This is a genomic window from Kitasatospora sp. NPDC054768 (assembly GCF_053612025.1).
The window spans coordinates 1-24,504 of the sequence record NZ_JBSHBN010000064.1; the positions used below are offsets into that span (position 1 = coordinate 1).

32 protein-coding genes are annotated in these 24,504 nt (G+C 69.8%); 12 read left to right on the top strand and 20 right to left on the bottom strand.

Annotation, left to right across the window (positions count from 1 at the left end; genetic code table 11):
* Together ACWGKU_RS20255 and ACWGKU_RS20260 are read left to right on the top strand one after the other, a co-directional pair.
* The coding region (locus tag ACWGKU_RS20255; RefSeq protein WP_452191508.1) for a DUF5753 domain-containing protein at positions 1-499 on the top strand (499 nt) is incomplete at its 5' end.
* Positions 496-717 (top strand): DUF397 domain-containing protein, encoded by a 222-nt coding sequence (locus tag ACWGKU_RS20260; protein WP_452177131.1) that lies wholly within the window; start codon positions 496-498, stop codon positions 715-717. The genes ACWGKU_RS20255 and ACWGKU_RS20260, both read left to right, overlap by 4 nt.
* 300 nt (positions 718-1,017) lie before the next feature.
* Here the strand turns inward: ACWGKU_RS20260 and ACWGKU_RS20265 are convergent, their stop codons facing one another.
* From ACWGKU_RS20265 to ACWGKU_RS20275, 3 genes are read right to left on the bottom strand one after another with little or no spacing between them, the layout of a single operon-like run.
* A complete protein-coding gene (locus ACWGKU_RS20265; RefSeq protein WP_452177132.1) occupies positions 1,018-1,869 on the bottom strand; it encodes a helix-turn-helix domain-containing protein in 852 nt (283 codons plus the stop codon).
* 39 nt (positions 1,870-1,908) lie between these two features.
* Positions 1,909-2,427 (bottom strand): DUF6879 family protein, encoded by a 519-nt coding sequence (locus tag ACWGKU_RS20270; protein WP_452177133.1) that lies wholly within the window; start codon positions 2,425-2,427, stop codon positions 1,909-1,911.
* Complete coding sequence (locus ACWGKU_RS20275; RefSeq protein ID WP_452177134.1) at positions 2,351-2,653, bottom strand: hypothetical protein; 303 nt, start codon at positions 2,651-2,653, stop codon at positions 2,351-2,353. The genes ACWGKU_RS20270 and ACWGKU_RS20275 overlap by 77 nt, the downstream gene beginning before the upstream one ends.
* Positions 2,654-2,977: 324 nt before the next feature.
* On the opposite strand from ACWGKU_RS20275, the gene amcB reads away from it, so the two are divergent.
* The 4 genes from amcB to ACWGKU_RS20295 all read left to right on the top strand — a co-directional run bounded on the left by amcB (position 2,978) and on the right by ACWGKU_RS20295 (position 5,758).
* Positions 2,978-4,117 carry a cyclophane-forming radical SAM peptide maturase AmcB gene (gene amcB, locus ACWGKU_RS20280; RefSeq protein ID WP_452177135.1) on the top strand — a complete coding sequence of 380 codons (1,140 nt, stop codon included), beginning with the start codon at positions 2,978-2,980 and terminating at the stop codon, positions 4,115-4,117.
* Positions 4,114-4,296: a multiple cyclophane-containing RiPP AmcA gene (gene amcA / locus ACWGKU_RS20285; RefSeq protein WP_452177136.1), complete on the top strand. Its 183-nt coding sequence runs from the start codon at positions 4,114-4,116 to the stop codon at positions 4,294-4,296. Before amcB ends, amcA begins: the two co-directional genes overlap by 4 nt.
* A gap of 71 nt (positions 4,297-4,367) precedes the next feature.
* Positions 4,368-5,066 carry a pentapeptide repeat-containing protein gene (locus tag ACWGKU_RS20290; RefSeq protein WP_452177137.1) on the top strand — a complete coding sequence of 233 codons (699 nt, stop codon included), beginning with the start codon at positions 4,368-4,370 and terminating at the stop codon, positions 5,064-5,066.
* A complete protein-coding gene (locus ACWGKU_RS20295; RefSeq protein ID WP_452177138.1) occupies positions 5,063-5,758 on the top strand; it encodes a hypothetical protein in 696 nt (231 codons plus the stop codon). The genes ACWGKU_RS20290 and ACWGKU_RS20295 overlap by 4 nt, the downstream gene beginning before the upstream one ends.
* Positions 5,759-5,852: 94 nt before the next feature.
* Here ACWGKU_RS20295 and ACWGKU_RS20300 read toward each other — a convergent pair whose 3' ends face one another.
* The 7 genes from ACWGKU_RS20300 to ACWGKU_RS20330 all read right to left on the bottom strand — a co-directional run bounded on the left by ACWGKU_RS20300 (position 5,853) and on the right by ACWGKU_RS20330 (position 11,641).
* The gene (locus tag ACWGKU_RS20300; RefSeq protein WP_452177139.1) at positions 5,853-6,650 is read right to left on the bottom strand and encodes a hypothetical protein; all 798 of its coding nucleotides are present in this window, start codon (positions 6,648-6,650) and stop codon (positions 5,853-5,855) included.
* Positions 6,647-6,973, bottom strand: coding sequence for a hypothetical protein (locus ACWGKU_RS20305; RefSeq protein ID WP_452177140.1), 327 nt, complete (start codon positions 6,971-6,973; stop codon positions 6,647-6,649). Before ACWGKU_RS20305 ends, ACWGKU_RS20300 begins: the two co-directional genes overlap by 4 nt.
* A gap of 85 nt (positions 6,974-7,058) precedes the next feature.
* On the bottom strand, positions 7,059-7,292 hold the full coding sequence (locus ACWGKU_RS20310; RefSeq protein ID WP_452177141.1) for a hypothetical protein: 234 nt from the start codon (positions 7,290-7,292) through the stop codon (positions 7,059-7,061).
* On the bottom strand, positions 7,292-8,341 hold the full coding sequence (locus ACWGKU_RS20315; protein WP_452177142.1) for a major capsid protein: 1,050 nt from the start codon (positions 8,339-8,341) through the stop codon (positions 7,292-7,294). The genes ACWGKU_RS20310 and ACWGKU_RS20315 overlap by 1 nt, the downstream gene beginning before the upstream one ends.
* Before the next feature lie 12 nt (positions 8,342-8,353).
* Complete coding sequence (locus ACWGKU_RS20320) at positions 8,354-8,773, bottom strand: head decoration protein (protein WP_452177143.1); 420 nt, start codon at positions 8,771-8,773, stop codon at positions 8,354-8,356.
* A 131-nt stretch (positions 8,774-8,904) separates the two neighbouring features.
* Entirely contained in the window at positions 8,905-9,528 is a 624-nt protein-coding gene (locus ACWGKU_RS20325; RefSeq protein ID WP_452177144.1) for a hypothetical protein, read from the bottom strand.
* Between the two features lie 274 nt (positions 9,529-9,802).
* The gene (locus ACWGKU_RS20330) at positions 9,803-11,641 is read right to left on the bottom strand and encodes a hypothetical protein (protein ID WP_452177145.1); all 1,839 of its coding nucleotides are present in this window, start codon (positions 11,639-11,641) and stop codon (positions 9,803-9,805) included.
* A 422-nt stretch (positions 11,642-12,063) separates the two neighbouring features.
* On the opposite strand from ACWGKU_RS20330, the gene ACWGKU_RS20335 reads away from it, so the two are divergent.
* Positions 12,064-12,294, top strand: a complete 231-nt coding sequence (locus tag ACWGKU_RS20335; RefSeq protein ID WP_452177146.1) for a hypothetical protein — start codon at positions 12,064-12,066, stop codon at positions 12,292-12,294.
* A 10-nt stretch (positions 12,295-12,304) separates the two neighbouring features.
* Here ACWGKU_RS20335 and ACWGKU_RS20340 read toward each other — a convergent pair whose 3' ends face one another.
* Entirely contained in the window at positions 12,305-12,823 is a 519-nt protein-coding gene (locus ACWGKU_RS20340; RefSeq protein ID WP_452177147.1) for a hypothetical protein, read from the bottom strand.
* 77 nt (positions 12,824-12,900) lie between these two features.
* Here ACWGKU_RS20340 and ACWGKU_RS20345 point away from each other — a divergent pair, with 77 nt between their 5' ends.
* On the top strand, positions 12,901-13,560 hold the full coding sequence (locus ACWGKU_RS20345; protein ID WP_452177148.1) for a hypothetical protein: 660 nt from the start codon (positions 12,901-12,903) through the stop codon (positions 13,558-13,560).
* A 64-nt stretch (positions 13,561-13,624) separates the two neighbouring features.
* Here the strand turns inward: ACWGKU_RS20345 and ACWGKU_RS20350 are convergent, their stop codons facing one another.
* Both ACWGKU_RS20350 and ACWGKU_RS20355 read right to left on the bottom strand, forming a co-directional pair.
* Complete coding sequence (locus ACWGKU_RS20350) at positions 13,625-15,160, bottom strand: terminase large subunit domain-containing protein (protein WP_452177149.1); 1,536 nt, start codon at positions 15,158-15,160, stop codon at positions 13,625-13,627.
* Positions 15,157-15,708, bottom strand: a complete 552-nt coding sequence (locus tag ACWGKU_RS20355) for a hypothetical protein (protein WP_452177150.1) — start codon at positions 15,706-15,708, stop codon at positions 15,157-15,159. Before ACWGKU_RS20355 ends, ACWGKU_RS20350 begins: the two co-directional genes overlap by 4 nt.
* Before the next feature lie 112 nt (positions 15,709-15,820).
* Here ACWGKU_RS20355 and ACWGKU_RS20360 point away from each other — a divergent pair, with 112 nt between their 5' ends.
* Positions 15,821-16,510: a DUF4145 domain-containing protein gene (locus tag ACWGKU_RS20360; RefSeq protein ID WP_452177151.1), complete on the top strand. Its 690-nt coding sequence runs from the start codon at positions 15,821-15,823 to the stop codon at positions 16,508-16,510.
* An 84-nt stretch (positions 16,511-16,594) separates the two neighbouring features.
* Here the strand turns inward: ACWGKU_RS20360 and ACWGKU_RS20365 are convergent, their stop codons facing one another.
* The gene (locus tag ACWGKU_RS20365; RefSeq protein WP_452177152.1) at positions 16,595-17,308 is read right to left on the bottom strand and encodes a GmrSD restriction endonuclease domain-containing protein; all 714 of its coding nucleotides are present in this window, start codon (positions 17,306-17,308) and stop codon (positions 16,595-16,597) included.
* 893 nt (positions 17,309-18,201) lie between these two features.
* Complete coding sequence (locus ACWGKU_RS20370; protein ID WP_452177153.1) at positions 18,202-18,393, bottom strand: hypothetical protein; 192 nt, start codon at positions 18,391-18,393, stop codon at positions 18,202-18,204.
* Positions 18,394-18,695: 302 nt separating this feature from the next.
* On the opposite strand from ACWGKU_RS20370, the gene ACWGKU_RS20375 reads away from it, so the two are divergent.
* Both ACWGKU_RS20375 and ACWGKU_RS20380 read left to right on the top strand, forming a co-directional pair.
* Positions 18,696-18,932, top strand: a complete 237-nt coding sequence (locus ACWGKU_RS20375) for a DUF397 domain-containing protein (RefSeq protein ID WP_452177154.1) — start codon at positions 18,696-18,698, stop codon at positions 18,930-18,932.
* A gap of 188 nt (positions 18,933-19,120) precedes the next feature.
* Positions 19,121-19,978, top strand: a complete 858-nt coding sequence (locus tag ACWGKU_RS20380) for a helix-turn-helix domain-containing protein (RefSeq protein ID WP_452177155.1) — start codon at positions 19,121-19,123, stop codon at positions 19,976-19,978.
* Between the two features lie 12 nt (positions 19,979-19,990).
* On the opposite strand, the gene ACWGKU_RS20385 is transcribed toward ACWGKU_RS20380, so the two are convergent.
* From ACWGKU_RS20385 to ACWGKU_RS20405, 5 genes are all read right to left on the bottom strand, one after another.
* The gene (locus ACWGKU_RS20385) at positions 19,991-20,812 is read right to left on the bottom strand and encodes an SAM-dependent methyltransferase (RefSeq protein WP_452177156.1); all 822 of its coding nucleotides are present in this window, start codon (positions 20,810-20,812) and stop codon (positions 19,991-19,993) included.
* Between the two features lie 215 nt (positions 20,813-21,027).
* Entirely contained in the window at positions 21,028-21,492 is a 465-nt protein-coding gene (locus tag ACWGKU_RS20390; protein WP_452177157.1) for a hypothetical protein, read from the bottom strand.
* A gap of 537 nt (positions 21,493-22,029) precedes the next feature.
* Positions 22,030-22,458 carry a hypothetical protein gene (locus ACWGKU_RS20395; RefSeq protein ID WP_452177158.1) on the bottom strand — a complete coding sequence of 143 codons (429 nt, stop codon included), beginning with the start codon at positions 22,456-22,458 and terminating at the stop codon, positions 22,030-22,032.
* Positions 22,455-22,721 carry a hypothetical protein gene (locus tag ACWGKU_RS20400; RefSeq protein WP_452177159.1) on the bottom strand — a complete coding sequence of 89 codons (267 nt, stop codon included), beginning with the start codon at positions 22,719-22,721 and terminating at the stop codon, positions 22,455-22,457. The genes ACWGKU_RS20395 and ACWGKU_RS20400 overlap by 4 nt, the downstream gene beginning before the upstream one ends.
* Positions 22,722-23,196: 475 nt before the next feature.
* Entirely contained in the window at positions 23,197-23,625 is a 429-nt protein-coding gene (locus tag ACWGKU_RS20405) for a Ser-Thr-rich GPI-anchored membrane family protein (protein ID WP_452177160.1), read from the bottom strand.
* 311 nt (positions 23,626-23,936) lie between these two features.
* Here ACWGKU_RS20405 and ACWGKU_RS20410 point away from each other — a divergent pair, with 311 nt between their 5' ends.
* Positions 23,937-24,455, top strand: coding sequence for a hypothetical protein (locus ACWGKU_RS20410; protein ID WP_452177161.1), 519 nt, complete (start codon positions 23,937-23,939; stop codon positions 24,453-24,455).
* The last annotated feature ends 49 nt before the right edge of the window (positions 24,456-24,504 follow it).

The following is a 24,504-nucleotide window of genomic DNA, read 5'->3' on the forward strand; positions in this document are numbered from 1 at the left end:
CACCTTCGTCCCGGGCCTTCTCCAGACGCCGGACTACGCGACCGCGATCATCTCCAGGCTCTCCGCCGTGACCACAGGCGTGGATGCCATGGTCGATGTGCGCATCGCACGGCAGCGAGTGCTGACGCGCGTGGAGAACCCGGTGAAGCTGTGCGCGGTTGTTCATGAATCGGCCCTGGCGATAAATGTCGGCGAGGGAGTCATGAGGGAGCAGCTCGGCCGTCTCGCGAAGATGAGCCGTCTCCCGAACGTCCACATCCAGGTCATGCCGGCGAACGCCCGGCCGAACCGAGGCTTCAACGGCGCGTTCACCCTCCTTGAGTTTCCACAACGCGCCCTCGACACGGTGCTGACGCCCGGCATGGTTCGCAGCAGCTGGGTCGAGGACCCGGCGGAGGTGGATATCTACCGAGGCAGCTTCCACGAGATCATGGCCGCGGCCTTGAACGTGGACGACTCCCTCGATTTCATCATCCAGAAGAGGGACGAACTCACATGAACATCGAGAACGCATCCACCCTGAACGTGACCTGGAGGAAGTCCAGCCGAAGCAACGAGCAGGACAACTGCGTCGAGTTTGCATTCCCGGCCGGACCTGGTTCGCTCGTTCGGGACTCGAAGGACCCGTCCGGGCCTGCGCTGGCCCTGAGTGCGGGGGCGCACACCGCCTTCATCGCGGCTGTGTCGAGCGGCGAGTTCGACTTCGGGATCGTCTAGCAGCCGGTCCAGGCGGTCCACGGTCCGGCGCAGATGAAGTGCGCCGGACCGTGCGTGCTGTTCTACCCCATCCCCTCGCCGATCTACCAGAGGGATACCCAACGGCCGGTGCGCACTTGCCGCGTAGCGCGCCCCGTCCACCGGCTTCCAGCCGAGCGGCGGCGTCCCACGGATACGTCACGGGCTTTCTCCTTGCGGGCCAGAGCCGCCTGTCGCGGTGTCGACGGACAGCCAAGTCGTAATCGACCGTAGCGTCGAGGTCGCGCATGATGGAGCGACGTTGCGAGTAGTTGCGTGCCGTCACCGATGGCGCTTGAGCGCGGCGGCGATCCTGTGGCGTGCCGCGTGCCCGAACAGCGCCATCTCGGCGAAGGCGGCGAACGCGTTCGCGTACATCGCGATCTCGTGGGGCTGGGTCAGTCGGAGGTGGCCGCTGACCAGTTCGACGGAGGTCTGCGTGTCGTCGAACATGTAGAAGTCCTCGGCCGGGGAACGACGTCGGCCGACCCCGACGGGGATGATGCCCAGGCTCACGGTGGGTCTGGTGCTGAACTCGATGAGGCTTCCGAGCTGGCCGGCCATCGTCGCAGCGTCGGCGACACCGCCGTGGAGGAGCGATTCCTCGATCACGACCGCGAAGGTGCGCCGGCTGCGGTGAAGCATCGATTGACGGTCCATCCGGGCGTTGACGGCGGCGTCGACGTCGTCGGCCGTGTTGCGGGCGCGCTGCACCGCGGTGAGGACTGCCCGGGTGTACTCGCGGGTCTGAAGCATCCCGGGCACCACGCGGTGGGCGTACACCCGAAAGTGCCGGGTGCGGCGGTACAGGTCGAGGACGGAGTCCTGGGCATGCCGCAGGCCCGCCTTCTCCAGGCGGCGCCACTCGACGTACATGGAGTCCACGGCGCGGGAGGCCGCGATCAGGTCGTCTGCCTGGTCGGGTGCGTCGCAGGCCCGGCACCAGGCGCGGATGTCGTCATCGGAGGGGGCGGCCTTGCCATCCTGGATGCGGGACGTCTTGGCGGGGTGCCAGCCGCAGCGTCGGGAGAGTTCGCGGCCGGTGATTCCGGCGTCCCGGCGCACGTCGCGCAGCCGCTCGGCCAGGGCCTTGCGGGCGGCGATGACGCTGGAGGAGGGGGTGTAGGAGGGCACGGAGGTCAGCTGGTGGTGGGCGCGGGTCCTCGCTGCCGGTCAGGGGGTGAACTGGTCGTGCGGGAGCGCGCGGGTCCAGACGTCGTCGAATGCCCGCGAGCACAGGGCGACCGCGGCGGGGTCGTCGGTGAGCTCCCCGCCGAGGGAGTCGCCGTCGCCGTTGAAGTGGCCCCAGCGCACCAGGCGGTCGTCGAACAACCAGAAGTCGTTGCCGGGCAGGGCGATCAACGACGCGTCCCGGCGCGGCAGCCAGCGAACCTGCTCGCCGGCCGCCACGTTCGGGAACGTCACGTCGTACTCGTAGCGGATGTACTCGCTCGGAGGCGTCGACACGATCCGGGCGCGCCGGATCTCCACTCCGCGCCCGACGGCCTCGGCGATGACGTCGAGCCAGGGCCGCCACCACGAGGAGCGGTCGCCGGGGTCGGCCCGGTGTCCTGCTCTCCAGGCGTCGAGTGCGGGGTCGTTCTGCGTGTAGCCGTCACGCATCTCCAGGTGAACGGCCGTCCGTACCGTGGCCTTCAGCAGCTCGTCGATCCGCGCCGCGCTCGGCGACATCGCACGCCTCCCTCAACGCCCGCACCATCCGTACGGGCACCCTGAACACGCCCTCGTGATCCGGGATTCGGCCGGTTCGCAGGCACTCCTCGACCGTGCCGTCATCGGCCGTCCACCCCTGGATCACGAGGTCCGAGTTCTCCTCGTCGACCCACACCGTCGGCGACTCGCCGTCCGGGCTCTCCGGGTCCTTCGCAATGAACCGTAGCCGCATGACCTTCCCCATCGCCGAGAGGTTGCGAGAAGTTGTGCCGGTCGCCATCGTCCCCCGCTGACAGCCGGCCTGTCAGGTACACAGACATCCTGTGACCTCATGGACCGTACGGCCGACGGACGGCGGTGACAAGGCTGCGGCGTGACCGCCCATGCCAGTTGGGCCAGCCACCCCGCTCACGCTCTGTGGTCGCGGCGACCGGGCGGATGCCCCTCGGGGGCACGCGCGCAACTTCTCGCAACTTCCTTGAGGCCTCGGGGGCCGGTCCGTAGATTCCACAGAGCCGTGAAGTCCAGGCATCTCCCGAACCACCCTGCGCCCCACCGCCCTTGATGCGTGAAGGAGGCCCTCGTGCTCGGCCGGTACTCCCGCAGGATCGCCGCACGACCACAGACCCTGATCGCGCAAGCCGATCCCCTGTGCAACCTCGCCTGCTCCTACTGCTACCTGCCGTTCAAGAACCAGCGCAGGCCGATGTCCGTCGAGGTCGCCGAGGCCGTCGCACGCTCGGCCGCCGACTTCGCTGCCCCCGCCGCTCCGATCGACCTGGTCTGGCACGCAGGCGAACCGACCACGCTGGGGGGCGCCCGCTTCGGCCGGATCCTCACCCCGTTCGCGAACCTGCGGACCGCGGGCCTGCTGCGCCACTGCATGCAGACCAACGCCACCTTGATCGACGACCGCTGGTGCGAGTTCTTCACCGAGCACGAGTTCCGGATCGGGGTCAGCATCGACGGACCAGCACACCTGAACCGCCACCGGGTCGGCGCCGGCGGCAGGCCCGCGTTCCCTCTCATCATGAAGGGCATCGACCGTCTGCGCTCCCACGGGATCGGGTTCTCCGTGATCGCGGTCGTCACGACCGAGAGCATCACCGACCCCGAAGGCCTGCTGGACTTCTTCGCCTCCCTCGGGTGCGTCAGCGTCGGCTTCAACATCGAGGAGCAGGAGGGCGCCAACTCGGCCCGACCGACCCCGACGTTCGAGCAGGCCGTCGAGTTCTGGCGCCGCACCATCGCCTGGACCCGCCGCAACACCGAACTCACGGTCCGCGAGGTCGACCGGCTCGGCGGCTACCTGCGGGCCCGCCGATGCGGCGACGGATGGCACTCGACCCTGACCGACCCGATCCCCACCGTCTCCGCAGCCGGCGACGTCGTCCTGCTGTCGCCGGAACTCGCCGACACCACCGACCCCGCCTACGACGACTTCCGGGCCGGGAACGTCCTGGAGCAGTCCATCGCCTCGATGCTGGAGAACGCCCACCGGCTCAGGTACGTGGACGAGTTCCTGACCGGCCTGGACCGCTGCGAGGCGACCTGCGAGTTCTTCGGCTTCTGCCGCGGCGCGCAGGCCGGCAACCGGTACTTCGAGACCGGCCGCTTCGACACCACCGAAACGAACCACTGCCGCGTGTCCAAGCAGGCCCTCGTGGTCGCCCTGTCCGATACCGTCCGAGAGGAGCAAGCCGCATGACCCTGCTCGAACTGCTGGAGGCCTCCGACGCCCCCGTGATCACCGACCTCATCGCCCGCACCACCACGCAGCCCGCCGTCGGAAAGTTCGACAACCGGCCGACCTGGGACAACGCCAACGCCGCCCCGGCCTTCGACAACCGCCCGACCTGGGACAACTGGAACAAGACCAGCAAGTAGCCGCCCCCGGCGCCGGGCCCGCACACCCTGCGGGCCCGGCACCACCGCCCCGATCAGAGAGCAGCAGCACCGTGAACGACCGCACCTTCCGCCGGATCACCGTCACCCTGCCCGGCCTCGACGACGGCTACCTGTCCAACATCTCCTCCCTCGACAACCCGCGCGGCATCGTCCAGGAGTTCCGCTACGCCGACAACGACCTTCGAGCCCTGGAGCTGGCCGACACCACGCTGAGCTCGGGCCGGATCTCGGCCCTGCGCGCGGAACGCGTCCGCCTGGAGAAGGTGCGCGCGGAGTCCGTCGAGTTCGAGGGCTGCGACCTCGGCTCCACGCACTGGTCCGACAGCAAGCTCTCCCGCGTGGTCTTCCGCGACTGCAAGCTCATGGGCGCAACCCTCACCGGCCTGACGCTCGACAACGTCCTCTTCGAGGGCTGCAAGCTCGACTTCGCCACCGTCGCCCAGGTCCGCGCCACCGGCCCCGTCGTCTTCTCCAAGTGCACGCTCACCGAAGCCACCTTCACCGGCTGCGACCTCAACCGCACCGTCCTCGACACGTGCACGCTGCGCCGGACGGAGTTCGAGCGCGGCTCGTACCGGGAGGTCGACCTGCGCGGCAACGACCTGTCCGAGCTGCGGGGCGCCGGAAATCTGGCGAAGGTCATCATCGACCGGGGGCAGGAAGCCGAACTCGCCCGCGCGCTGGTCACCGAGCTGGAAGCCGTCTTCGGGGAGGACCTCGACGACCCGGACGCCGGCAGGCCCCGGTGAGTCTGCATATCGCCGCCTCCGTCGAGGAGCTTCGACGGCGCTGCGAGGCCACCACCGTACGGACAGCTTTCGGTGAGGACGGCTACGAGGACGGCGCGGTAGTCCCGGCCGGGCCGTGGCGACCTCTCACCGGCGACCTGTGCGGCCGGGTGACGGCCCCCGCCGGTGGCGTCGAAATCACGCTCGTCGAACTGGTCGACGCCGCCGCCATCGAACCGCACCTGCTCACCGCCGGGCATGTCACCCCGCTCGGCCACGCCGACAGCCCCGCGCGCGCTCTCACCACCACACCCAATAACCGCGACGGCCGCCGCATCGGCCTGCACGTCGACAACTGGGACAAGCTCGGCTACCAGGACAAAGCCAGCGGCCGCCGACGGCTGTGCGTGAATCTCGGCCCGGGCACCCGGTACCTGCTGGTCTGTGACATCGACATCCAGCAGGTCTGCCGAGCCATCCGACCCGACTACGCCACCTGCTATCCACACACCGATGACTTGCGCGTCTACGCCGCCAGCACGCTCCCGATGACGTGCCTGCGCATACGGCTCGCGCCCGGCGACGGCTACCTCGCGCCGACGGAGTTCCTGCCCCACGACGGATCCACCGAGGGCTTCACCAGCCCCTCCACCGCAGCGTTCTGGCTCGGCCACTGGCCACGCGGGGCATTCGACCCCACCCGAAGCCGGTGATCCCCAGGGCCTCGGCCGCGTCGCCACTGCTCCAACTGGCCGCTGTGCCTGGCCTGTTGTCGCCCACCCTCATCGGCAGCGCGAGCACCGCTGCTCACTGCTCGGACGTGAGCCCGAATCGGCGGCTGCACCGCGGGTGGGAGATCGGCCACTCGGCGGCTTCCTCGACGGTGCGCGGGGTCTGCGTGGCCTTGTCCGGGTCGGCGTGGCTGGTCCAGCCGCAGTCGTACCCGTCGAAGACGTGGACGTGCTGGATACCGTACTCGCGGGCGGCGTTGAGGATGCCGGCGTTGTAGGCGACGGCGGAGCGGGCGAGGACGGCGGCTTCGGCCCAGGCCCGCACCGGCATGCGGGCGCCGTTGCGGTAGACAACGTGGTCGAGGCGGTAGGCCGCGGCGAGCCGGTCGGCGAGGGCCCGGGCCGCTGCCGAAGACCCGGCGCGGTCGACGGCGAGGAGCGGCAGGTCGTGGCGGGCGGCGGCCCGGGCGGACCGGTAGAAGGCGCCCGCCGTCCGGACGGCCTCCTGCGAGCGGTGCAGCAGTTCTCCGTACGTGTCGGCGGTCAGCTCCCGCACGGCGCCGTGGTGGGCCGGGGTCCAGGCGAAGGTGCGGCCGAGGCTCACGGCGGCGTCCCGCGCGGCCTGTTCGTAGAGCCGGGGGACCTCGTGGTGCGCGTAGTCGCGGATCACCCCGTCCACCGCGTGGTGGAACATGCGGACCGCGTCGGCGAAGTCGGCGATCACGGCGGCCAGTCGGGCGGTGCGGCGGCCTTGGGAGAGCGAGGCGAGGACGGCAGCCTGGGCACCGGCCAGGTACTCCCAGGCGGCCGCGAGTTCGGCGGGAACGCCATCCTCGTGCTCGGGGCCGTCGGCGGTCGGGGCGGTGTGGTTCACCGGGTGCTGCGTGCGGGCACGAGGGTGGCGGTGTCGAGGTGCACGGCGGCGTCGTCTCCGGGCGCGGTCTCGTCCGGGCCCAGGACGGCCTGGAGCTGGGCGAGCTGGCGTTCAAGGCCGCTGAGGTTCGCGGTGCGGTCGACGGTGACCGCGCCGTCCACGACGAGGCGGAGCGGGTCGGCGAGCAGCGCGGCGCGGCGTTCGGCCAGGACCTCGGCGGCGACGGCGCGGGCGGTGCCGAGGCGGTTGTACCGGGCGGTGAGGTCGTCGGTGTTGGTGGTGCCGAGCTGGGCGTGCAGCCAGGCGAGGACGGCGGGGTCCACGGGTTGGGGGTCCGATCGTCGGGTGCGGCGGGACCGGCACCCCGGGTGTGTGACGGGGGTGCCGGTCCTGCCGGCGAGGTGGTGGCTAGTCGGTGCGGGCCTTGCGGGTCCGCGGGGTTCTGGCCGGCGGCTGGCTGCCGTCGGCCCCGGGGCCCGGGGCGTGCTGGTCGTCCGAGTGCTCGGAGGGCTGCCAGGCGTCCGGGTTGGGTATGAGCTCGGCCAGCTCCGGGGGCGGGATGCAGCCGGGCAGCAGCACCACGTGCTCTCCGGTGCCAGGGTGTTGGAGGTGGACCGCGTGGGCGAGGCGCCTCTCGGGCATCACAGGACCTTGGCCACGATGTGGCAGTCCGGGGTGTGGAGGACCGGCATCGCGACGGCCGCGCCCTTGGTCCAGATGGAGACCGGGTCGTCGGTGACGCCGCGGGTGAGGATGATGCCCGGGGCGTCCTCGCGGACGATCTCGGGGTTGGTGCCGCGTGCGAGGACCAGAGCTTCGGCGGTGACGCCGTAGAGGGTCTGGCCCCACTTCGCGCGGTCCGGCGGCAGCATGATCCACCGGTCGTCGGGCAGCACCCGGGTGGCGTTCCCGTCGACGTTGACCTGCGCCTTGTAGAGGGTGACCGGCGGCAGGCCGTAGTCGTTGCGCACCGCGTTGACCTCGGACACGGTGAGGGTGCGGGTCGGCGTGCTGGACGGGTTGACGCTGCGGTAGTACGCGGCCCGGTAGGCGTTGTTGCGGGCGAGCTGGGAGAACGCCTTCTTGGAGGTGAGGACCATCTCCGGCTCGGGCGCGCCGAGGTCGTCCAGGTAGGACAGCCAGCCGAGTTCGTCGGCGAGCGGGTCCGACGCCGGGTCCGACCAGGGCTTCGGCGCCACCGGCATGTTGCCGACGGGCACGCCGAAGTCGATCTCGATGGTGAGACCGGCTTCGTTGTCGAGGGTGAACTTTCCGTCGAGCAGGACGTCACCGGCGGCGAGTTCGAGCCGGGAGCGGATCGCCTCGACGTGCCTCTCACTATCGTCGAACAGCAGCTCCAGCAGCCGGTCCTGGTCGGCGCCGTGGGACTGCTCCAGGAGGATCTGCTGTTGCTCACCCACGGTCAACTTCTGCCCCAGGGCGGGGAGCAGGCCCTCGCGCGTGGTCTCCCAGGCGGTGCGGTCTGCGAACGCCACGCTGGAGTCGTAGGCGCGGTACTTGGCGGTGTTGACCCGGCGGCCGTTCTGCTTGATCCGCCACTTGACCTCGTTGGTGACCAGGGTCGGGAAGACGACACTGGTCAGCAGGAAGTCGGACGGGGAGGGGATGGCGCGGGCGAACGTGGTGAGGTCGGCCGCGGACACGCCCTTGACGAGGTCCTGAATCGTCATCGCTCAGGCCCCCTACACGAACCGGATCTGAGCGCCGCCGGGCGCCGCCGTGATCTTGGTGGTGTCGATCCCGCCGGGGACCTTGGAGGCGCGGGCGACGCCGTGCCACAGCAGGGCGCACGGGATCCGCGTCTGGCCCGGCGCGAACAGGGCCTCGTCGAAGACCAGGCCACAGAGGGTCTGGCGGCCGTCGGTGGCGGCCGGGTCGTACGGCCCGTACAGGCCGGACGCGGTGATCTTGCCGAGGGGCAGGCCGGACAGCAGACGGCTGTAGGGCTGGGTGGAGTCGGTGGAGGCGACGTAGTGGGTGTTGGCGACGAGCTTGGACGCGTCGACGGTGACCGTCTCGGTCTGGTCGGTGCCGTGGGTGGACGCGAGCCAGGGGCGTCCGGCGGTGTACGTCGCCGAGGTGGTGATCGGCTGGGTGGTCAAGGGTGTGATCGCCTTCGCGGGAGCTGGCGGTCACGCACTCACCTGCTGGTGGTGCCGTCCACGTGGTGTGGGGGCGTGGTCCCCTGGTCCCGGTTCACTGCCGGGTCAGACGAGCGAGTGCGGCCGGTTCGTCAGGCCGTGAGGTAGCCGCGGCGCTTGGCCATGTCCAGGCCGACGGAGCTGGCCGCGGGGGCCTGGCCGCGGGGCGGCGGCCCGCCGGCGGGCGACCCGGTCGGCGCGGGCGGCGCTGTGGTGGGCGAGGCCTGGCCGAACAGCTCCGGGCGGCGGTCGGCCAGCAGCTTCGCTGCGTCGGCGACGGCGTGCTCGTCGGCGTCGGCGGCAACGTCGAGAAGGCGGATCGCGTCGTCGAGGTTCTGGCCGGTCGCGCCCAGGCGGCTCAGGGCGGAGTGCCGAACGGCCTGGTTGAGCCGGTCGAGGGCCTGCTGCTCGCGCTGGAGGGCGGCCTGTTCGCGCTGTGCGGCGGCCTGCTCGCGGCGCTCGACCTCGCCGAGGGCTGCCTGCTCGGCGGCGCGCTGCGCCTCGACCCATGCCTGGAGGGTGGTGGCGTCGGTGAATCCGAGGTCGGCGACCAGCTTCTTCACGCCGGCCCGGGAGCCCTGGTCCTTCTCGCGGCTCAGGAGTCGGGACAGGGTGTCCTGGGTGATGAGGGCGCTGCCCGGGTCGGTACCGACCGGGGTCTGGGTGGCGGCCGGGTCTCCGGCGGGCGGGTTCGCCTGGGGCAGGGGGGAAGTCATCGGATGCCTCCGGAGCAGCGCCCCCGCGCCAGTGACCAGTGTAACCAGGGTGGTTCCCGGCCGGGCGCTGCCCGCGATGGGTTCCCCCAGGGGAACCTACGCCTTGGAGATCTGCTGGGTTCCCTTGGGGCAACCCAGCAGGTTCCCCCCGCGCAACCTGTTGGGTTGCCTCGGGGGAACCCCTTCCTTCCTTCTTTCCTTACCTACTTCCTTCCTACCCCCCAACCCCCCACGGCTGACGCCGCAGGGGGCCAGGACAGCCCCTCAGGAACGGTCAGGCCGCCTCCTGGGTGATCTTGTGCCCAGGGTCCCTTCCGAGGGGCGCAGCGGGCACCGCGGGGCCTTCGGCGGGCAGGCCGAGGAAGTCGCGGACGGCCCCGGTGTCACCGGTGGCATCGGCGAGGCGGGCAGCAGCATCGAAGGCTCGGGCCTGGATGCGGCGGACCTCGTCGGCGATGTCGGTGATCGGGAACCCGGCGTCGGACAGCATCCGCACGCAGGTCTCCAGGCTGAACAGCCCGGCCTCGTAGCCCTTCACCGCGAGGTCCAGAGCCTCCGCCTTGTCGGTGGGCAGGTGCGGGCCCCACACAATCTGGGCGACCGGCAGTTCCCCGGTGGGCCAGCCGACCTGACCGGCCTGGAAGAGCCGCGCGGCCATCTTCAGCAAGAGCTGGTACTTGTGGGCGCGGGCGAGGCGCATCTCCCCCACCAGGGCGCCCAGGGGGCCCAGCGACAGCGCCAGGGCGTAGCCCGACGGCACCTCCGACGGCGCCACCAGGCCGAGGCCTGCGGCGGTCAGCCGGGAGTTCCCGGCGACCCGGTCGAGGAGGTGGTTGGTGCGCTCCCGCAGCTCCCGCAGCTGCGGGGACGTGTCGAGTGCGGTCATCGAGCCGCCCTCCCCCAGCGACCACACGGTGCCCGCCTCGACCTTCAGCGGCAGCGGAGCGCCGGTGCGGTGGTCCTTCGCCAGCCGCACACCCGACAGGGCGACGATCGGTGTCCCCGTCGTTCCGGAGGTCGCCGAGGAGTCCGTGTCCGTCGCGGAGAGGTCGTCGAGAGCCTGCATCACCCGGGAGGTCACCGGCTGCCCCCAGTGCTCCCCGACCTCGACGATGGAGTTCGTGACGTGCACGACCGGCACAAAGTCGATTTGTAGATCCAGCGCCTGGAGGACGTCGCCGTCCCCGCGCACCCGGTACCGGGCCTTGTCGGCGGGCAGGTTGTAGACGGTGTGCCTCGCCTTGAGGTCTTCGAGGAGCCACTCCGCATCGGTCAAGTAGCAGGTCACGGTCGACGCCCGGTCCGGCGCCCACGGGTAGGTGCGGAACACCGTCCCGCTGGCGCCGTCCGCGCGGTCCCCGGGCAGCAGAACGGTCTGCCCGTCCTGGCCCGTCACCCACTCCCGATGCGGCCCGCCCTTCTCGGGGACCACCGAGCGGGTCATGCCGGCGATCGGCCCCAACTCGTAGGTGATCCGGCGGATCCGCGCCTTCTGACCGGTGGCCGGGTCCTCGGGCAACTCCCACGCGAAGTGCACCACGGAGGCGAACTGGCCGCCGTCGGCCTCCTCCTCGGTCCACACCGGAAAAAACCAGCCCGGGTCCATCGTGCGCAGCTGCGGCCGCCCTGCCACCGCGTCCCAGGCCAGGGTGTAGACGCCGTCGCCGTAACGCACCGCGGACCGCTCGCACTGCTGCATCCGCATCGGCAGCAGCTCCCGCCGCGCCCACTCCCGCAGCCGGTCCTGCACCTCTCGGGCGAGCGCGGCCTGCGGCGTCGACTGCACGCCGTGGCCTTCGGCGCCCGGCACGACGATGGACTGCGACGGCCCCAGCAGGTAGCCGAGTGCATCCGCGACCAGCTTCGCCGGGTCGCCCAGCTCCCGCCGGTCGTAACCCTTCTCGTCCCCGGCCGCCGCCGCCAGCTGCCCGGCCTGGTTGTGGTCGTAGGCGGCCAGGACCTTGTACGTCTGGAGTCGACGCAGGTCCTCGGGCGGAATCCAGCCTGAGGCCAGCTCGCCGAACGGCCCGACGCCGCGGCGCGGAGTGGTGGACATGACCGGCTTGTAGTTCAGCCACGACCACACGTCGATGGTCAGCTCACGCAGGCCCACGGATGCTGCCCTCCCAGGCAACCAGGCCCCACGCCGCAGATCAGCCTAGCCCGCCGGAGACTGGAGACCTTCGCCCTCAGGTCGCCCCTCTTCTCGAACCAACTGCTCGTAGTTCAGCCTCACGGCCTCAGCCTCCGCTTCCCCCATACCAAGGGAACGCAGCGCCCTGAGCACAACAAGCCGAGCGGTTTCCAGATCGGCGTGGGCGGTGAGAGAACCTTCGGCGATTCGGCGACCCTCAATAAGCCCGTCGGGAATTCGCTCAGTTGACATCCGGCTCCCCTAGTTGTCGGTCTGCGACCCAAGACTAGGCGGCAACCTGGCAGCCGACGCGATCCAGCATCACCTTCTGGGCCGGGGTGAACTTCTCCCACTCGGCATCGCACGACTGCACGTTGCCCTGACGCTCTCCGCGCTGCACGATGGCAAGCCCACAGGCGATGGCGCGGCTGGTCCATGACGCCGGCCGGGCACGCGGCTCGCAGGTCGACCTGCGCACCGTCGCGGCCCTGGCCTACGGCACGCCCGGCAACCGTCCCCAGCAGCTGTCCACCAACCCGACCGGGCACTGGCCGGGCGCTCTGGACGAACGAGGTACCTGGACGCCCGTCGCCGAGGTCTTGCTGGACGCCGTCTTCGCCTCACCTCGGTAGCACGTCCGTCCTACCCGCGGTACCCCCGCACAGCGGAACACGCCTCGTACAAGGGGCCCCACACCTCACCGATCATCGCGGCGGACCGCAGGGTCTCCCGCCGAACGAACTCGGCGGCGGCCTTCGGGTGGAGGTGGCAGAGCCTCACGAACTCCTGCGCGAGCGGGATGGCGCCGACGAAGCGGGCGTCCTCGGCCTTGGCGTCCGCGATGCCGAACGGCGTGCCCAGGTCCTCGGCAATCTCCACCCGGGCGTGCAGCGTCTCATCGGTCGCCGGGTGTACCAGTCGGCGCAGGTCCGGGACCCCTTGGAGGTCGCGGGAGCCCGGCGGGCATTCCCGGAGCAGCAGTCCCGCGAAGGCGTACGCGAGGTGGATGTTGCCGAGCCCCCACTGCTGCTGGTCCAGCTGCCGGAGCACCGGCGACTGCAACGCCGCGGTCACCAGGCTGGCGTCGCCGGTCTTCTGCGCGTCGAGCAGGATCTCGACCACGTCGTTGACGCTTCGGGTTTCGGAGGGGGAGGTCGGCATGCCCGCCACCCTACGGGCCGCCCGGCCTGGCGCCGGCGGCCCCTCCGCCTGGGCGGCGGGCTGCCAGACTGGGCGCCGTGATCTACCACTACGCCAGCCGCGACGGCTGGGCAGCGATACAGGACAGCGGCCAGCTGGAACCTCGCAGCCACGGGACCTCGTTGCTCGACAACCTCCCACAGCTGTGGCTGATCGACCGGCCCGACGGCTGCGGAACCGGGGTCGATCCGCAACGCCTTCACGTCCGCATCTCCGTCCACCCTGCGCACGGCGTCCACCCTTGGCTGATCGCCAGGTTCGAAGCCCCGGAAGGGGGCCGCAACCTGAACACCCACGACTCCGACCCGGACTCCTGGTTCGTCACCACCCGGCCCGTGCCCCGAGAACGGTGGCTGACCGCGGTCGATCACGAGACCGACGAAGTGCTGTGGAGGAACGAGCATCCTCCCGCCCCGCCGGAGATTCCGGCAGGCTGGACGCCGACCGATTCCGACATCGACGAGTTCGAGGCCTTCTTCCGGGAGAAGGTGAGAGACCCCTCGGCGATGCGGCTCGGCGGGCGCTTCGAGTACCCGACCATCTTGGTGGACCAGCTCGACGCCCGGCTTGGTGCGCTCCGGAGCAGCCGAGACAACACCACCGAGACCGGCCGGTACCGCACGTGGCTGTGCTGGCGGGCGCTGTGCGAGGAGGCCGCCCGCCTTCCCGGCTTCCCCGAGAAGTGGCGTCACGCCTGAACCGCCCGCGGCGGGGTGTGCAGGTAGCCCTACCGCTCCCTGCACACCCCATCCGGCCCCACGGTCAGCGGCGGCCCGACAACCGGCTGTCGTCCATGCCCTGCGTGAGCGCGTCGAGTTGCCCGGCGCCGGCCAGCTCGGTCATGCCGTGCACCGCGGCGTCCATCCTGTCGGGGCTGTCCATCCCGGCGACCCACGTCACCATCTGGCCCTCCAGCTCCGGGTAGTGCCCGACGTGATGCACCCGGCCCTGCTCGTACAGCTGCGCCACCGGTTCGGCGCGCAGCCTCTTGCCGACCTTGGCGTTGACCTCGACGATCAACGGCATCAACTGACCGAGGGCCTCGCCTTCGCGGGCGAGCTGGTCCCACGCCTGGGCGAGGATCTGGCGGGCCATGTTGCCGCCGTAGTTCGCCTCGACCACGATCGCGTCGGCGCGCAGCCGCAGCGCAAGCCGGCAGGCGGTGAGGCCCCAGTCGTTCGCGCCGAGGGTGCCGGACTCGTCCGCGACGACGTACAGGTGGTCGTGGTAGTCGACGCCGAGGCCGACGATCCCGGTCTCGTCGTTGACGGAGCTCTCGCCGCCGGACGGGTCAACGGCGACGACCACCCGGGCCAGTTCGATGCCCGAGAACTCCACCGCCGTGATCCGGGCGGTGTCGATCCACGCCCGCCGCCACACCCCGCCCTCGACAGGGCGGGGCCGCTGCTGAAACAGGCTCGCCCACACCCGCTCACCGACGGCACGGCGGATCCCGGCGAGCGCCTTCTTCCCGTACCGGGCGGGCCACAGCGGTTCTCCGACCTTCCGGCCGAGCGCGTCGTCGGGGCTGTCCGCGATGGCCGGCAGGTCGATGATCGTCCAGTCGGACGCCGTCTCACCGGCGAGGATCCGACCCGCAAGATCATCCTCGTCCCACCTGGTCTGGATGACGATCACGCTGCCACCCGGTTCGACGCGGGTCAGCAGAACGGCCTGCCACCACTCCCACAACCGCCGTCGCATCGTGGGCGATTGGGCGTCCGCGGCGTCCTTGATCGGATCGTCGATGATCGCCAGGTTCGCCCCTTTGCCGGTCAGGCCGCCGCCCACACCGGCCGCGAACAGGCCACCCTCCCGGCCCGCGATGTCGAACCGGTTCGCGGCCTTGCTGCCCGGGTGCAGGGTGACGCCGAGCTGCTCGCCCCAGGTGGTGATCGCGTCCCTGATCCACCTGCCGTGATCATCCGCGAGGTCGGCCGAGTACGACGCGATCATGACCCGGTGGTCCGGCCGCTGGAGCAGGTACCACAACGGCGCCCACCTGGCGGCCCGCCGGCTCTTGCCGTGCCGCGGCGGCATCGTCAGCAGGAGACGGATCGTTTCTCCTGCGGCGATGCGCTGGAACGCCTGGTCGATCAGGTCCAGATGGCGGGCCTGCATCTCCCGGCCGTCGGTGAGGACTGCGGCGAGCGAACCCGGAGAGTGGCGCAGCGCGATGTCGCGCTCCACCGCCGCGAGCCGGGTGCGCAGCGCCGGCGACGCCTGCTCGACGATCGCCCTGCGCCGCTCCACCGGGAGGTCGCGGTACTGCTCGACCAGACCGTCTGCCCCGGTCACTCCTCGTCCCGGGCGGCGGCCGGGTCGGTCAGGGCGATCAGCGCCGCGAGTTCGTCGCTGGTGGCGTCCGCCACGACTTCGATCGGGCCGCCGTCATGCCCGCTGATCTCGGTGCGCGCCGGCTGGTCCAGGCCCAGCAGGCGGGCCCGGCGATCCATGATTCGCAGCGCCCGGTCGATCGCCTGGAGTTCACCGTCGCGCACCGCCCGCCGGTAGGCGACGAGGAACAGCCGGTCGAGGCGAGCGTCCTCCAAAACACGCAGCGCCTCGACATCGGCCTGCGCGGCGGCGAGCCGGTGGCCGAGAGCCTCCGTCACATCCCGGTTGGCCGAGCGCACCAGCGTCTCATCGTCCGGGCCGGGGCGGCCCTTGGAGTACAGCTCGTGGCCGTACCCGAACGGGTAGGCGATCCGGTCCGAGTTCAGCGCCGGGTCGGCGGCGAGCTTGCGGCCGACGGTCAGTGGGTCGGCGCCGGCGAGACGCAGCTCGACGGCGTCGGCCCGCCGCTGGGCAATCGCGGCGCGCTGGGCCCGGTTGGGGCGGGGCATGGGCGCAGGTCCTCCGTGGTGCGCCCCCGCGCCACCACCCATGATCTATCACGAGGCAGGAGCCCCGACCATCACCTCGACAGTGCCTCCAGCCGCCGAGTAGCGTGCCCGGGTGACCAGCGCCCAGCCGACCGAAGTCGCCTTCTGCCCAACCTGCATGCGGCACCACTCGATGACCGTTCGCGGCGCGGTGACCGAGCAGCCGAACCCAGACCACGGCTGGGACGACATCAGGTACGTGATGCTCGCCACCTGCGCCGGCTGCGGCAGTGCCGTTGTGCTCGTTCAGGAACCCCTGCCGGACAACACCATGGGCGAGCCGGAAGTCGCATGGCCGACCACCTCCCGGCCGATCCCCGCCGAAGTCCCCTGCAAGGTGGCAAAGGCACTGCACGAGGCTCGGCGCTGCTTCGAGTTGGCAGGCGCATCCGCAGCAACAGCCACGATGGTCCGACGCGCGGTCGAACTGGTCTGCAAGGACCACGGCTACACCAAGGGCACCTTGGAAAAGAAGCTCACCGAAATGAAGTCGGCGGGCACCATCGATGGCCGCCTGTTCGACTGGGCGACCTCGTTGCGCTTCCTCGGCAACGACGGAGCACACGGAGACAATGTCTCCCGGCAAGATGCCGAGGACGGCCTCGCCCTCGGCGAGGCGCTGGTCGAGTACGTGTATGTCCTCGCGGCCAAGCACAACGCCTACGAGCAGCGCCGAGCCGAAGCCAAAGCGTCGACCAAGCCCGCACTGGCCGTGCCTGTTCAGGGAGCAGGCGATGCAGGCACAACGGACGCCGGGACCTGACCCGAAGGCCTGGCCAACATCTGGAGCCACCCGGGCTTCCGCACGCCAAGTCCCGGTCACACCAACGGCCGCTGACGGTTCCCACTAGGGAGCCGGCTCGAACACCACCGTGGTGGTCGGGCAGCCTTCCGCGATGCGGTTCAGGGCGCCGACTTCGCGCTGGTCCGCCGCCAGGTTCCAGCGGAGCTTGGTGGACACCCACTCGGCGGCGTACCGGCAGTGGACGTCGCCGCCGAGTGGCGGGAGCCAATCAGCCGGATCCTTGTCGCCCTTCGCCCTGTTGGACCGGGCGGTCACCGCGACGAGCGTCAGAGGGCTACCCTGGTCGTTGGCATAGGCCTCGCGGCGGGCGGCGTCCCAGGCGTAGCCCCCGGAGTCGTGCACCTCGGCCAGTGGAACAATATGATCAACATCCAAACCGGTGGCGGAGGTTACGGCGACGGCGTCGTAGTAGGAGTACCACTCCCCTCCGATGATCTTGCAGCCCGGCTCGACCTTCGGGGCGACCAGGGCCTCGGAGAGGATCACCTCCTTCCTGGTGTCGCACCCGTCGCTCGGATTCAGGCCGTGGTTCCAGTGCTTGTAGAGGGACCGGAGATAGCCTTCGCGGTGTTCCTCGGCGATCGGCAGCAGGGTGACTGCATCGGGTAGGAGCAACGGTCCGTTTGCGGCGCGGGCGTGTACGACGCCCGTCGAGGGCGGCAACGCTGCGGCCTTCGAAGGGGCTGCGACGGAGAACACGGACAGGGTGGCGAGGGCGAGCGCAGGCAGACTGCGCTGCAAGAGCTTCTTGATCACACACGGGTTATAGCGGTAGGTGCGCGAAGCATGTGTCAGATCGGCTTCAAGTCACCCCAGCAGGTGACGTCCGAGCGTCCATCCGAGCGCGGAAACGCCAGACGGCGGAGCCGCGGTTCGGCTATGCCGGGAAGCTCTCGATGAACGCGTCGAGGCCTCCGGCCAGGACGGTTCTTGATCACAGACGGGGTTATAGCAGTGGGCACACGAAGCGTGTGCGCAAATCGGCTTCGAGTCACCCCGACGGGCGAGGTCCGAGCATCCATCCGAGCTGCAACACGGGAAGGCGGTGAGCTCCGGCGCGGGAGGCCCGGCCCGAGGGCCAGGCCTCCGACCCCCTGCCGGCCGCCGCCGAGCCGAGGGGCTGCGCGGCTTGGGGACACGGAGCAGGGTACCGAACGCCCCGGGGAAGTAGGCGTTCAGTCACGCAGCTCAACGACGTCGTGGCACGTGGGGCACGCCGAATCGCCGGGTCAGCAACCGACGAACCCACCGATCAGCTCCCCCAGGAGCCGAGCGACGATGCACGCCGCACCCAGCTGGCGAGCCTTGCCCCGCGCAGTACCTGACCGTCGAGCGACCGGGCGTCGTACCCGGACGCGACCGGTCCGGCGCAGCGCCCTGCCACGCACGGTGCTGTTCATGGCGATCAGCCTCTCCGTCGGGCCGCCGTCGGCCAGCAGCCGGTGGAAGGACCCTGCCCGACCGAAGCCCGACCGAGGCCGCCGATCCGATCCCCTGTGGATAAGTCGGCGCCTCGGCTCGTCTTCACCCGGACGGCTCACCACAGGATCCCCCGTTCAGCTCAGCGGCCTGCGGCATTCGTCGTCTCGTACGACCGCAACCGCAGCACGGCCGCGGCTTCGGTCTCCATCGCGCCGATGGTGCCGGCCTCAAGCCCCGCCCGCCAGCAAGTCCGCGGCGCCAACGCGCGCCTTCGCCTCCTGCACCTGTCGGCCGGTGCCGTCGGCATGGGCCGCGGCTGCGTCGCGCTCAGCCTCGCGCTCGACCAGGACCGCACCGGCGGTGTCAGCGTGCTCCAACGCGGCACCCAGGGAGGCCCACGCCTTTTCAACACGGGCCACGGCTTCGTCCCGCTCCGCGGCCAGGCGCTGGACCTGCTTCGCCAGGCCGGCTGGGGGTCGCAGGCACCGCCAACCCCCATCTCCGCCCGGCCCCCTCTCTCCACCGCCCCAGTGGTGTTATCACCACAGTATTTCGCTCACCCGTTTGGCGGGCTCGATGTTCGAATCCCGGTGGCTACGCTTCATTCTCGCGCTCAGGAAATTTCCTGGAGAAATTTCCTGACGCGCCCACCTGCATCGCCATGGTCCTGGTCGTATTTTCTCGGACCCTGGCTAATCGAACATGAGAGGGGATGGTCGCAATGACGGACTACTGGAACGGCATGCCGGCTGGTTCGATCGACGCGGTCTGGACCAAGAGCAGCGCGAGCGAGCCGAACGGCCAGTGCGTGGAGGTCGCCCTCACCGAGGACAGGGATATTGCCGTCCGAAACTCCCGCGATGCGGAGGGCCCGGCATTGCTGTTCACGACCGGGGAGTGGAGGGCGCTGCTGGCCGGCGCAAAGGGCGGGGAGTTCGACTTCCTGGTTACCGCCTAGTAAGCCGACGGAAATACGAGAAGTAAACGCGCGGGCCTCGATTGTGGGACCATGAGACCGTCTAACATCCGGTCGCTCTCGCCATTGGGGCCCGCGTGTCCGATTTTGACCCTTCTCGAACTTTGCCCGTCTTTGCACCTGAGGGCCGCCCAGGGGCAGACCCAGAGCAGAACCCCGTCGTCGCGGCCGTGCTGCTCGGCGCGACCCTGCTCGCGCTGCGCCACGACCGCGGCATGAAGCAGAACGAGGCCGCGAAGTGCGCTGCCATGTCCCCGTCGAAATTGTGCAAGCTTGAGCACGGAGGACAGCTGCCCCAGCTCCAGGACATCGAGATCCTGGCCGACCTCTACGAGGCCCTGCCTCGCGAGAGGTCGTGGCTCCAGATGCTCAGGACGCTGGCACAACAGCCGGCGCAGTGGCAGCGGGAGGGCCTGACACTGCCCGTTCCGTCCATGTCCCAGCTGGTGGGCCTGGAGCCCGCCGCCGAGAGGCTGTGGACCTACGAGGCCAAGCTCATCTCCGGCCTCCTGCAGACCGAGGCCTACATGCGGGCCGTCATGCGCAGCAGCCAACCGCCACTGGACCGCAGCGAGATCGAGGAGCGGGTCGGGCTTCGCCTGTACCGGCAAAGGAAGCTGTTCGACAACCTCCCGGAGTGCGCCTTCATCCTCGACGAGAGCATGTTGCGCCGGCGCTTCGGTGACCGGGGGACGATGGTCGGGCAGCTGGACCGCCTGATCGAGGTCGCGGGACACCCCCTGGTCCAGGTCCGCATCATGCCGCTGGACGGCAATCAGGTCCTCAGCGGTTTGAGCTCCCTGACACAGCTGGAATTCGGTGTGGCGGCGACGAGGCTGCCGTCCATGATCTATCTGGAGACCAGCGAGGGCAAGTACTTCGTGAAGGGCTCTGAGGAGCCAAAGGAGAAGAGCAAGCCATCGTTCGAGCGACTCAGCACCACCTTGACGATGCTGCTGAAGGAGACCGCTGACCGCGACGAGAGCCTGAAGATGATGAAGGAGGCCCGGCAGCGGTTCGCCCGCTGACGGGCCCCGTTCTCACGGGATTCGGGCGACACCTCCGAACTCCACCCACTCGTGGGTCTGCTGCGCACGGCGCAGGCGGAGTTCGTTGTCCGGCCGCCAGTGGGTGACGTCGACCAAGTACGGTTCGAGAACGGTCAGACCGTCGAAGTACCGGCGCACGTCCCGCTTCTCCCGGACCCGGCCCCACTGGTCGCCCGTACCCTGCTCCATCAGCTTGGTGACTTCGTCCCGGACCTTCTTGTCGTCGCTCACAAGCTGGCAGATGACCATGTAGCTGCCGGGGGCTAGCCGGTCCCGCATGCGCCGGATCATTTCCCCGGGCTTCTCGCTGTCCTTCAGGCAGTGGATCACTGAGACAAAGAGTGCGGCGACGGGCCGGCTGAAATCGATGAAGCCGCCGCTGGAGGACTGCTCGACGATCCGATCGGTGTCGGTCATGCTGGCCTCGATGAAGCGCGTGCCGCTGTTCACGTCCAGCGAGGTGCGGCCGTGTGCGATCACGATCGGGTCGATGTCTATGTAGGCGACCCGCGCGTTCTCCGGATGGATGCCCTGCGCGATCTGGTGCACGTTGGGCCTCGTCGGCAGGCCGGAGCCATGGTCGATGAACTGGGTGATGCCGCGTTCGCGGGCAAGGAAGCCGACGACGCGTTCCAGGAACCACCTGTTATTCAGGGCCAGTTCGCGACTGCTGGGAGCGATCCTCAGGAGGTCTTCACAGGCCTTCCGATCCGCTTCGAAGTTTAACTCCCCGCCAAGCAGCCAGTCGTACATGCGTGCTGCACTCGGGATAGAGGTGTCAATGGCACGACCGTGCCCACCCTCGGTGCCCACGGTGCCCCTTCCGTGGCCGGATCAACCCGGGGTGCTCCCCGGGAAGCTGGGGCCTAATCGTAGGCATGGGCAGCCGGTTTCACCACGACGCCAACCAGGTGATCGAAGCACCCGGTAGCGCACCATGGCGGAAGGGAGCGGATTTGCGCAGGTCGCACGCCACCTTGCTCCGCCAAGCTCCGCTCAATTAGAGTGCAAAGACTCGACATTGAGTGTCATGTGCGCGCAAGGATTCGAAGTGCAGCACGCAGTTCCACTTCCACGACCCCCTCGCTGACCCCCATCAGCCGGGCGGCCGTCGACAGATCGAATCCCAGCCTGCAGCGCAGGACGACCACGTCGGCGGAAGTCGCCGGCAGAACAGCGTGCAGCCAGTCCGCCGACGGCCGCCCCGATACGCTGCACCGCGAAACGGCATCCCTCAGCAGGGCCCAGCACACGGCGGTCGGCTCAGGACATCCCAGCACCGCTTCCCAGCCAGCCTCGACGTAGCCGAACGTCCACGCCACGGCCTCCGCCGCAGCCGCAACGTCGTCCAGTCGCGCCCGCGCGTACCTCCCGTACTGCAACCGATACAGCTCGACGAATCCCTCGAAGCCGCTGCGCGCCCGGGAACTCCCGTACCGGACCGCCGGCTCCAGAACACCACCCGAGGTTCGACCTCGTGAGTGCGAGCGCATGTGCCCTCCTGCCGTTCATCGACTCCGACACCGCACAGGCGAGCGGGGCGCCCCTCCCCGGATGGGGAGAACCGCCCCGCCGTGGTCAGATCATCCGCACTCGCCGAACTCGGACCACAACCTCTCTGGTGACGTGGAGCAGGCACATGAGCAGCGCCGCCCGGGAAGCGGCGACCGGACCTTCGCCCAACGCCACCCACACGATGAGCGGGACCGCGAGAACGCCACTTAAACGTCCGACGACATCGATTACTTCAAACGAGCGCAAGGCCCAGCCATGGGGGAAATCACTGCTAGCTTGGGAGGGATCGGGGTGCGACAGAATGCGCTGCCGCGCACCGCGGAATCGGTCAAGCATGTTTTCGTCTCTTTGTTCTTGGTCGGTTCTATGTTCGAGCCCCGGGCGCGGTGGGGCTACCGCGCCCGGGGTCGTGCCGGTTGATCGGCACGAACATCAACCTACCGGCACTTTCGGCCCGCAAGGTGATTGAGGCCAAACCGCGCAATTTCTGCTTGCGTGAACACTGGGATTCGAACTCAGGTCCGCTCGAACTGTCCTGATGGCGACAGGCGTGGACATTCTCCGAGGTGGACTCCCGAGGCTCCGGCCGCGGCGCGGGCCCGAGCGGTGATCGCAGCCACCAGCCGGTGCCGGTGGGTGGACAGCTCCCGCAGCGAGGGTCCGGCCAGCCGGGCCTGCGCCTGCCGCAGTGCCTCGCCCAGCCCCAGCATTCCGCCGACCTCACCGCGGTGATCCCGTACGAGCCGGTTGAGCGCGTACGCGGCCACGGTCGGCCGGCGCAACGCCTTGATCCTGGCGGCAAGCTGCCGATCACCGCTGCGCCGGGCCTCGGCCACCGCCGCGTCCCGGGCCGCAGTGAACTCGCCGGGCGGAAGGTCGTACAGCGAGGCAGCGACCTCGGCCACGCCCTTCTCCGGGGCGAGGCCGGGTGGTGTCCCACTCATGAGGAGCGCAGCGCCCGCTCGCAGTCGAGGCACCGCCGGTCAGCCAGCGCCATCGGATACCAGGGTTCCCCCGGGCGCACCGGCCGGTAGTGGGCGTGCTCCATCGGACCGGTGTCCAGACCGCACAACGTCCTCGACAGCGGGTCCTCCAGAACATCGGGGTCCGCACCGGCGGCATGCACGGCCAGCACCTGCGGCTCCACACCGTCCGGACCCAGCACCTCGTCCGGCTCCATCTCGAACAGGACGGCGATCGATCCCATGAGGCCGAGCATCAGCCACCCCGCCGCGGCCCACCGCTGGACGTAGGCGGTCCGGGCGCTCCCCGATGGAGAAGCCGATCTCGCAGACCAGCGGAGAGGCGCAGCGCAGTCACAGGTCACGCGCCCGTACGACTCTGCCGTGGGCAAGCAGAAGACGTTCGAATTCACCAGCCAGCCGAGAAGCGCGCAGCGGGCACTGACCGCTGCCCGGCACGAGCGTCTGGCCTTCCTGGCCTCGCTGCCGCGCTGGGACGGCGACCTGGCCGCCGCGAAGCAGGGCCTTAGCGAAGAACAGCTGGCGCAGTCAGCACGCCTCGCCGAGGCCGAGCGGAAGGCCGCCCACGCTGTCTGGGCCGATCCGTACTGGATGCCCTTGGCGTGGCCGCCCGCCAGCAACTCAGCCACATCGACGATGCCCCCGCCCAACCCATCGCCTGACGGACGCGCCGACCCCCGTCGCTCGTGCGGCCTCGCCTCAGCCAGCGAGGGCCAGCGGCCTCGGGTGCGGGACGGGCACCGCGCCGCCACTGCTCACCACCTCAAACATGCCGCTGGTCCCGGCGCCCGGTCTCGGCCCAAGCCCGAGCGCGTACCGTCCTGGTTGGAGATCCGGCGGAACCAGCCACACGAACTGGCCTGAGGACCCGTCGACAGCGGCACTGATGGTCTGGACCGCGAACAGCGCGACCTCGTCACCCGCGAACAGGGTCAGCACGCGATGATTGTCCGTCCCACCGTCCCAGGCCACCAGGTACGGCTGCCCCGTCCAGATGATCTCATCCGGTACCGGACCGGTGAAGGCAGGCCAGCGGATCGAACGTTCCGGAAGGCAACCAGTCAGGCCCGCCGCCGCCAACGCCGCAAGGCCGAGACGCAGCAGGCCACCAGGTATCACGGCATTCATACCGCTATTCAACGACACAGCCCGACGCCGCGCAGCAGAAAGTCGGGAAGCGCCGCCGCCCGACCGGGCAACCTAACTGCGCGCGCTGTCCAAGCAAGACGCACCGGACGGACGATATTTCGCGGTTTCGGTGGTACGCAAGCATCCGGTGCGGGATCGTCAATCCTGCGCCACCGGCGAACGGGCGCAACGAACAAGCGGATCACTGGAGGGGTGCCATGCGTTGGGAAACATGGACAACGGACGAGTTCGGGGCCTCGCACGAAGGCTCTGTCGGTGTGCTCCTACCTGACGGCACCGTTCCCAAGCCCGTGTACATCCAGACGACGGAACACGGGGCCGGGCAAACCACCTCACAGTGGTACGTCTACGACGGCCGTGACCACCTCACGTACGACGCCCCGCGAGCGGACAAGCTGCGCAGTGTGTGCTCCTGCGGCTGGGCCGGCCCCTCGCACCCGCTCGACTGGGACCAGATCGGCGAGCAGAGCCTCCACGAGGCGGCCGGGGACCTGGCGGCAGAATGCGAGCAGGAGTGGGACGGGCACGCCGCCGAGGTCGACAAGTCCGCTGTCGCCCTGCCGGACGATGTCGCCGAACTCGTACGCCTCCTCGGGGAGAAGCTCGAAGCACTGGGACAGACCTCCCCGCTGGCGGCGCTGAGGGCCGCCCGCCAGCTGGAGGTGACCGCCGAACGGGCCGCCTACTGGCCCGCTCATGAAGTCCGCCGCAACATCGACCTGGAGGAGGCCGCCTCAGCCCTCGGCCTGAACGAAGACGACACCCTCAGCCTGCTGGGCCGCTTCGGCCGCCGAAGCCTGTACAGCTGAGGCTCCAATCATCGGCGCCGAACTCCATCGGCCGGTCCGTCGACCGGCC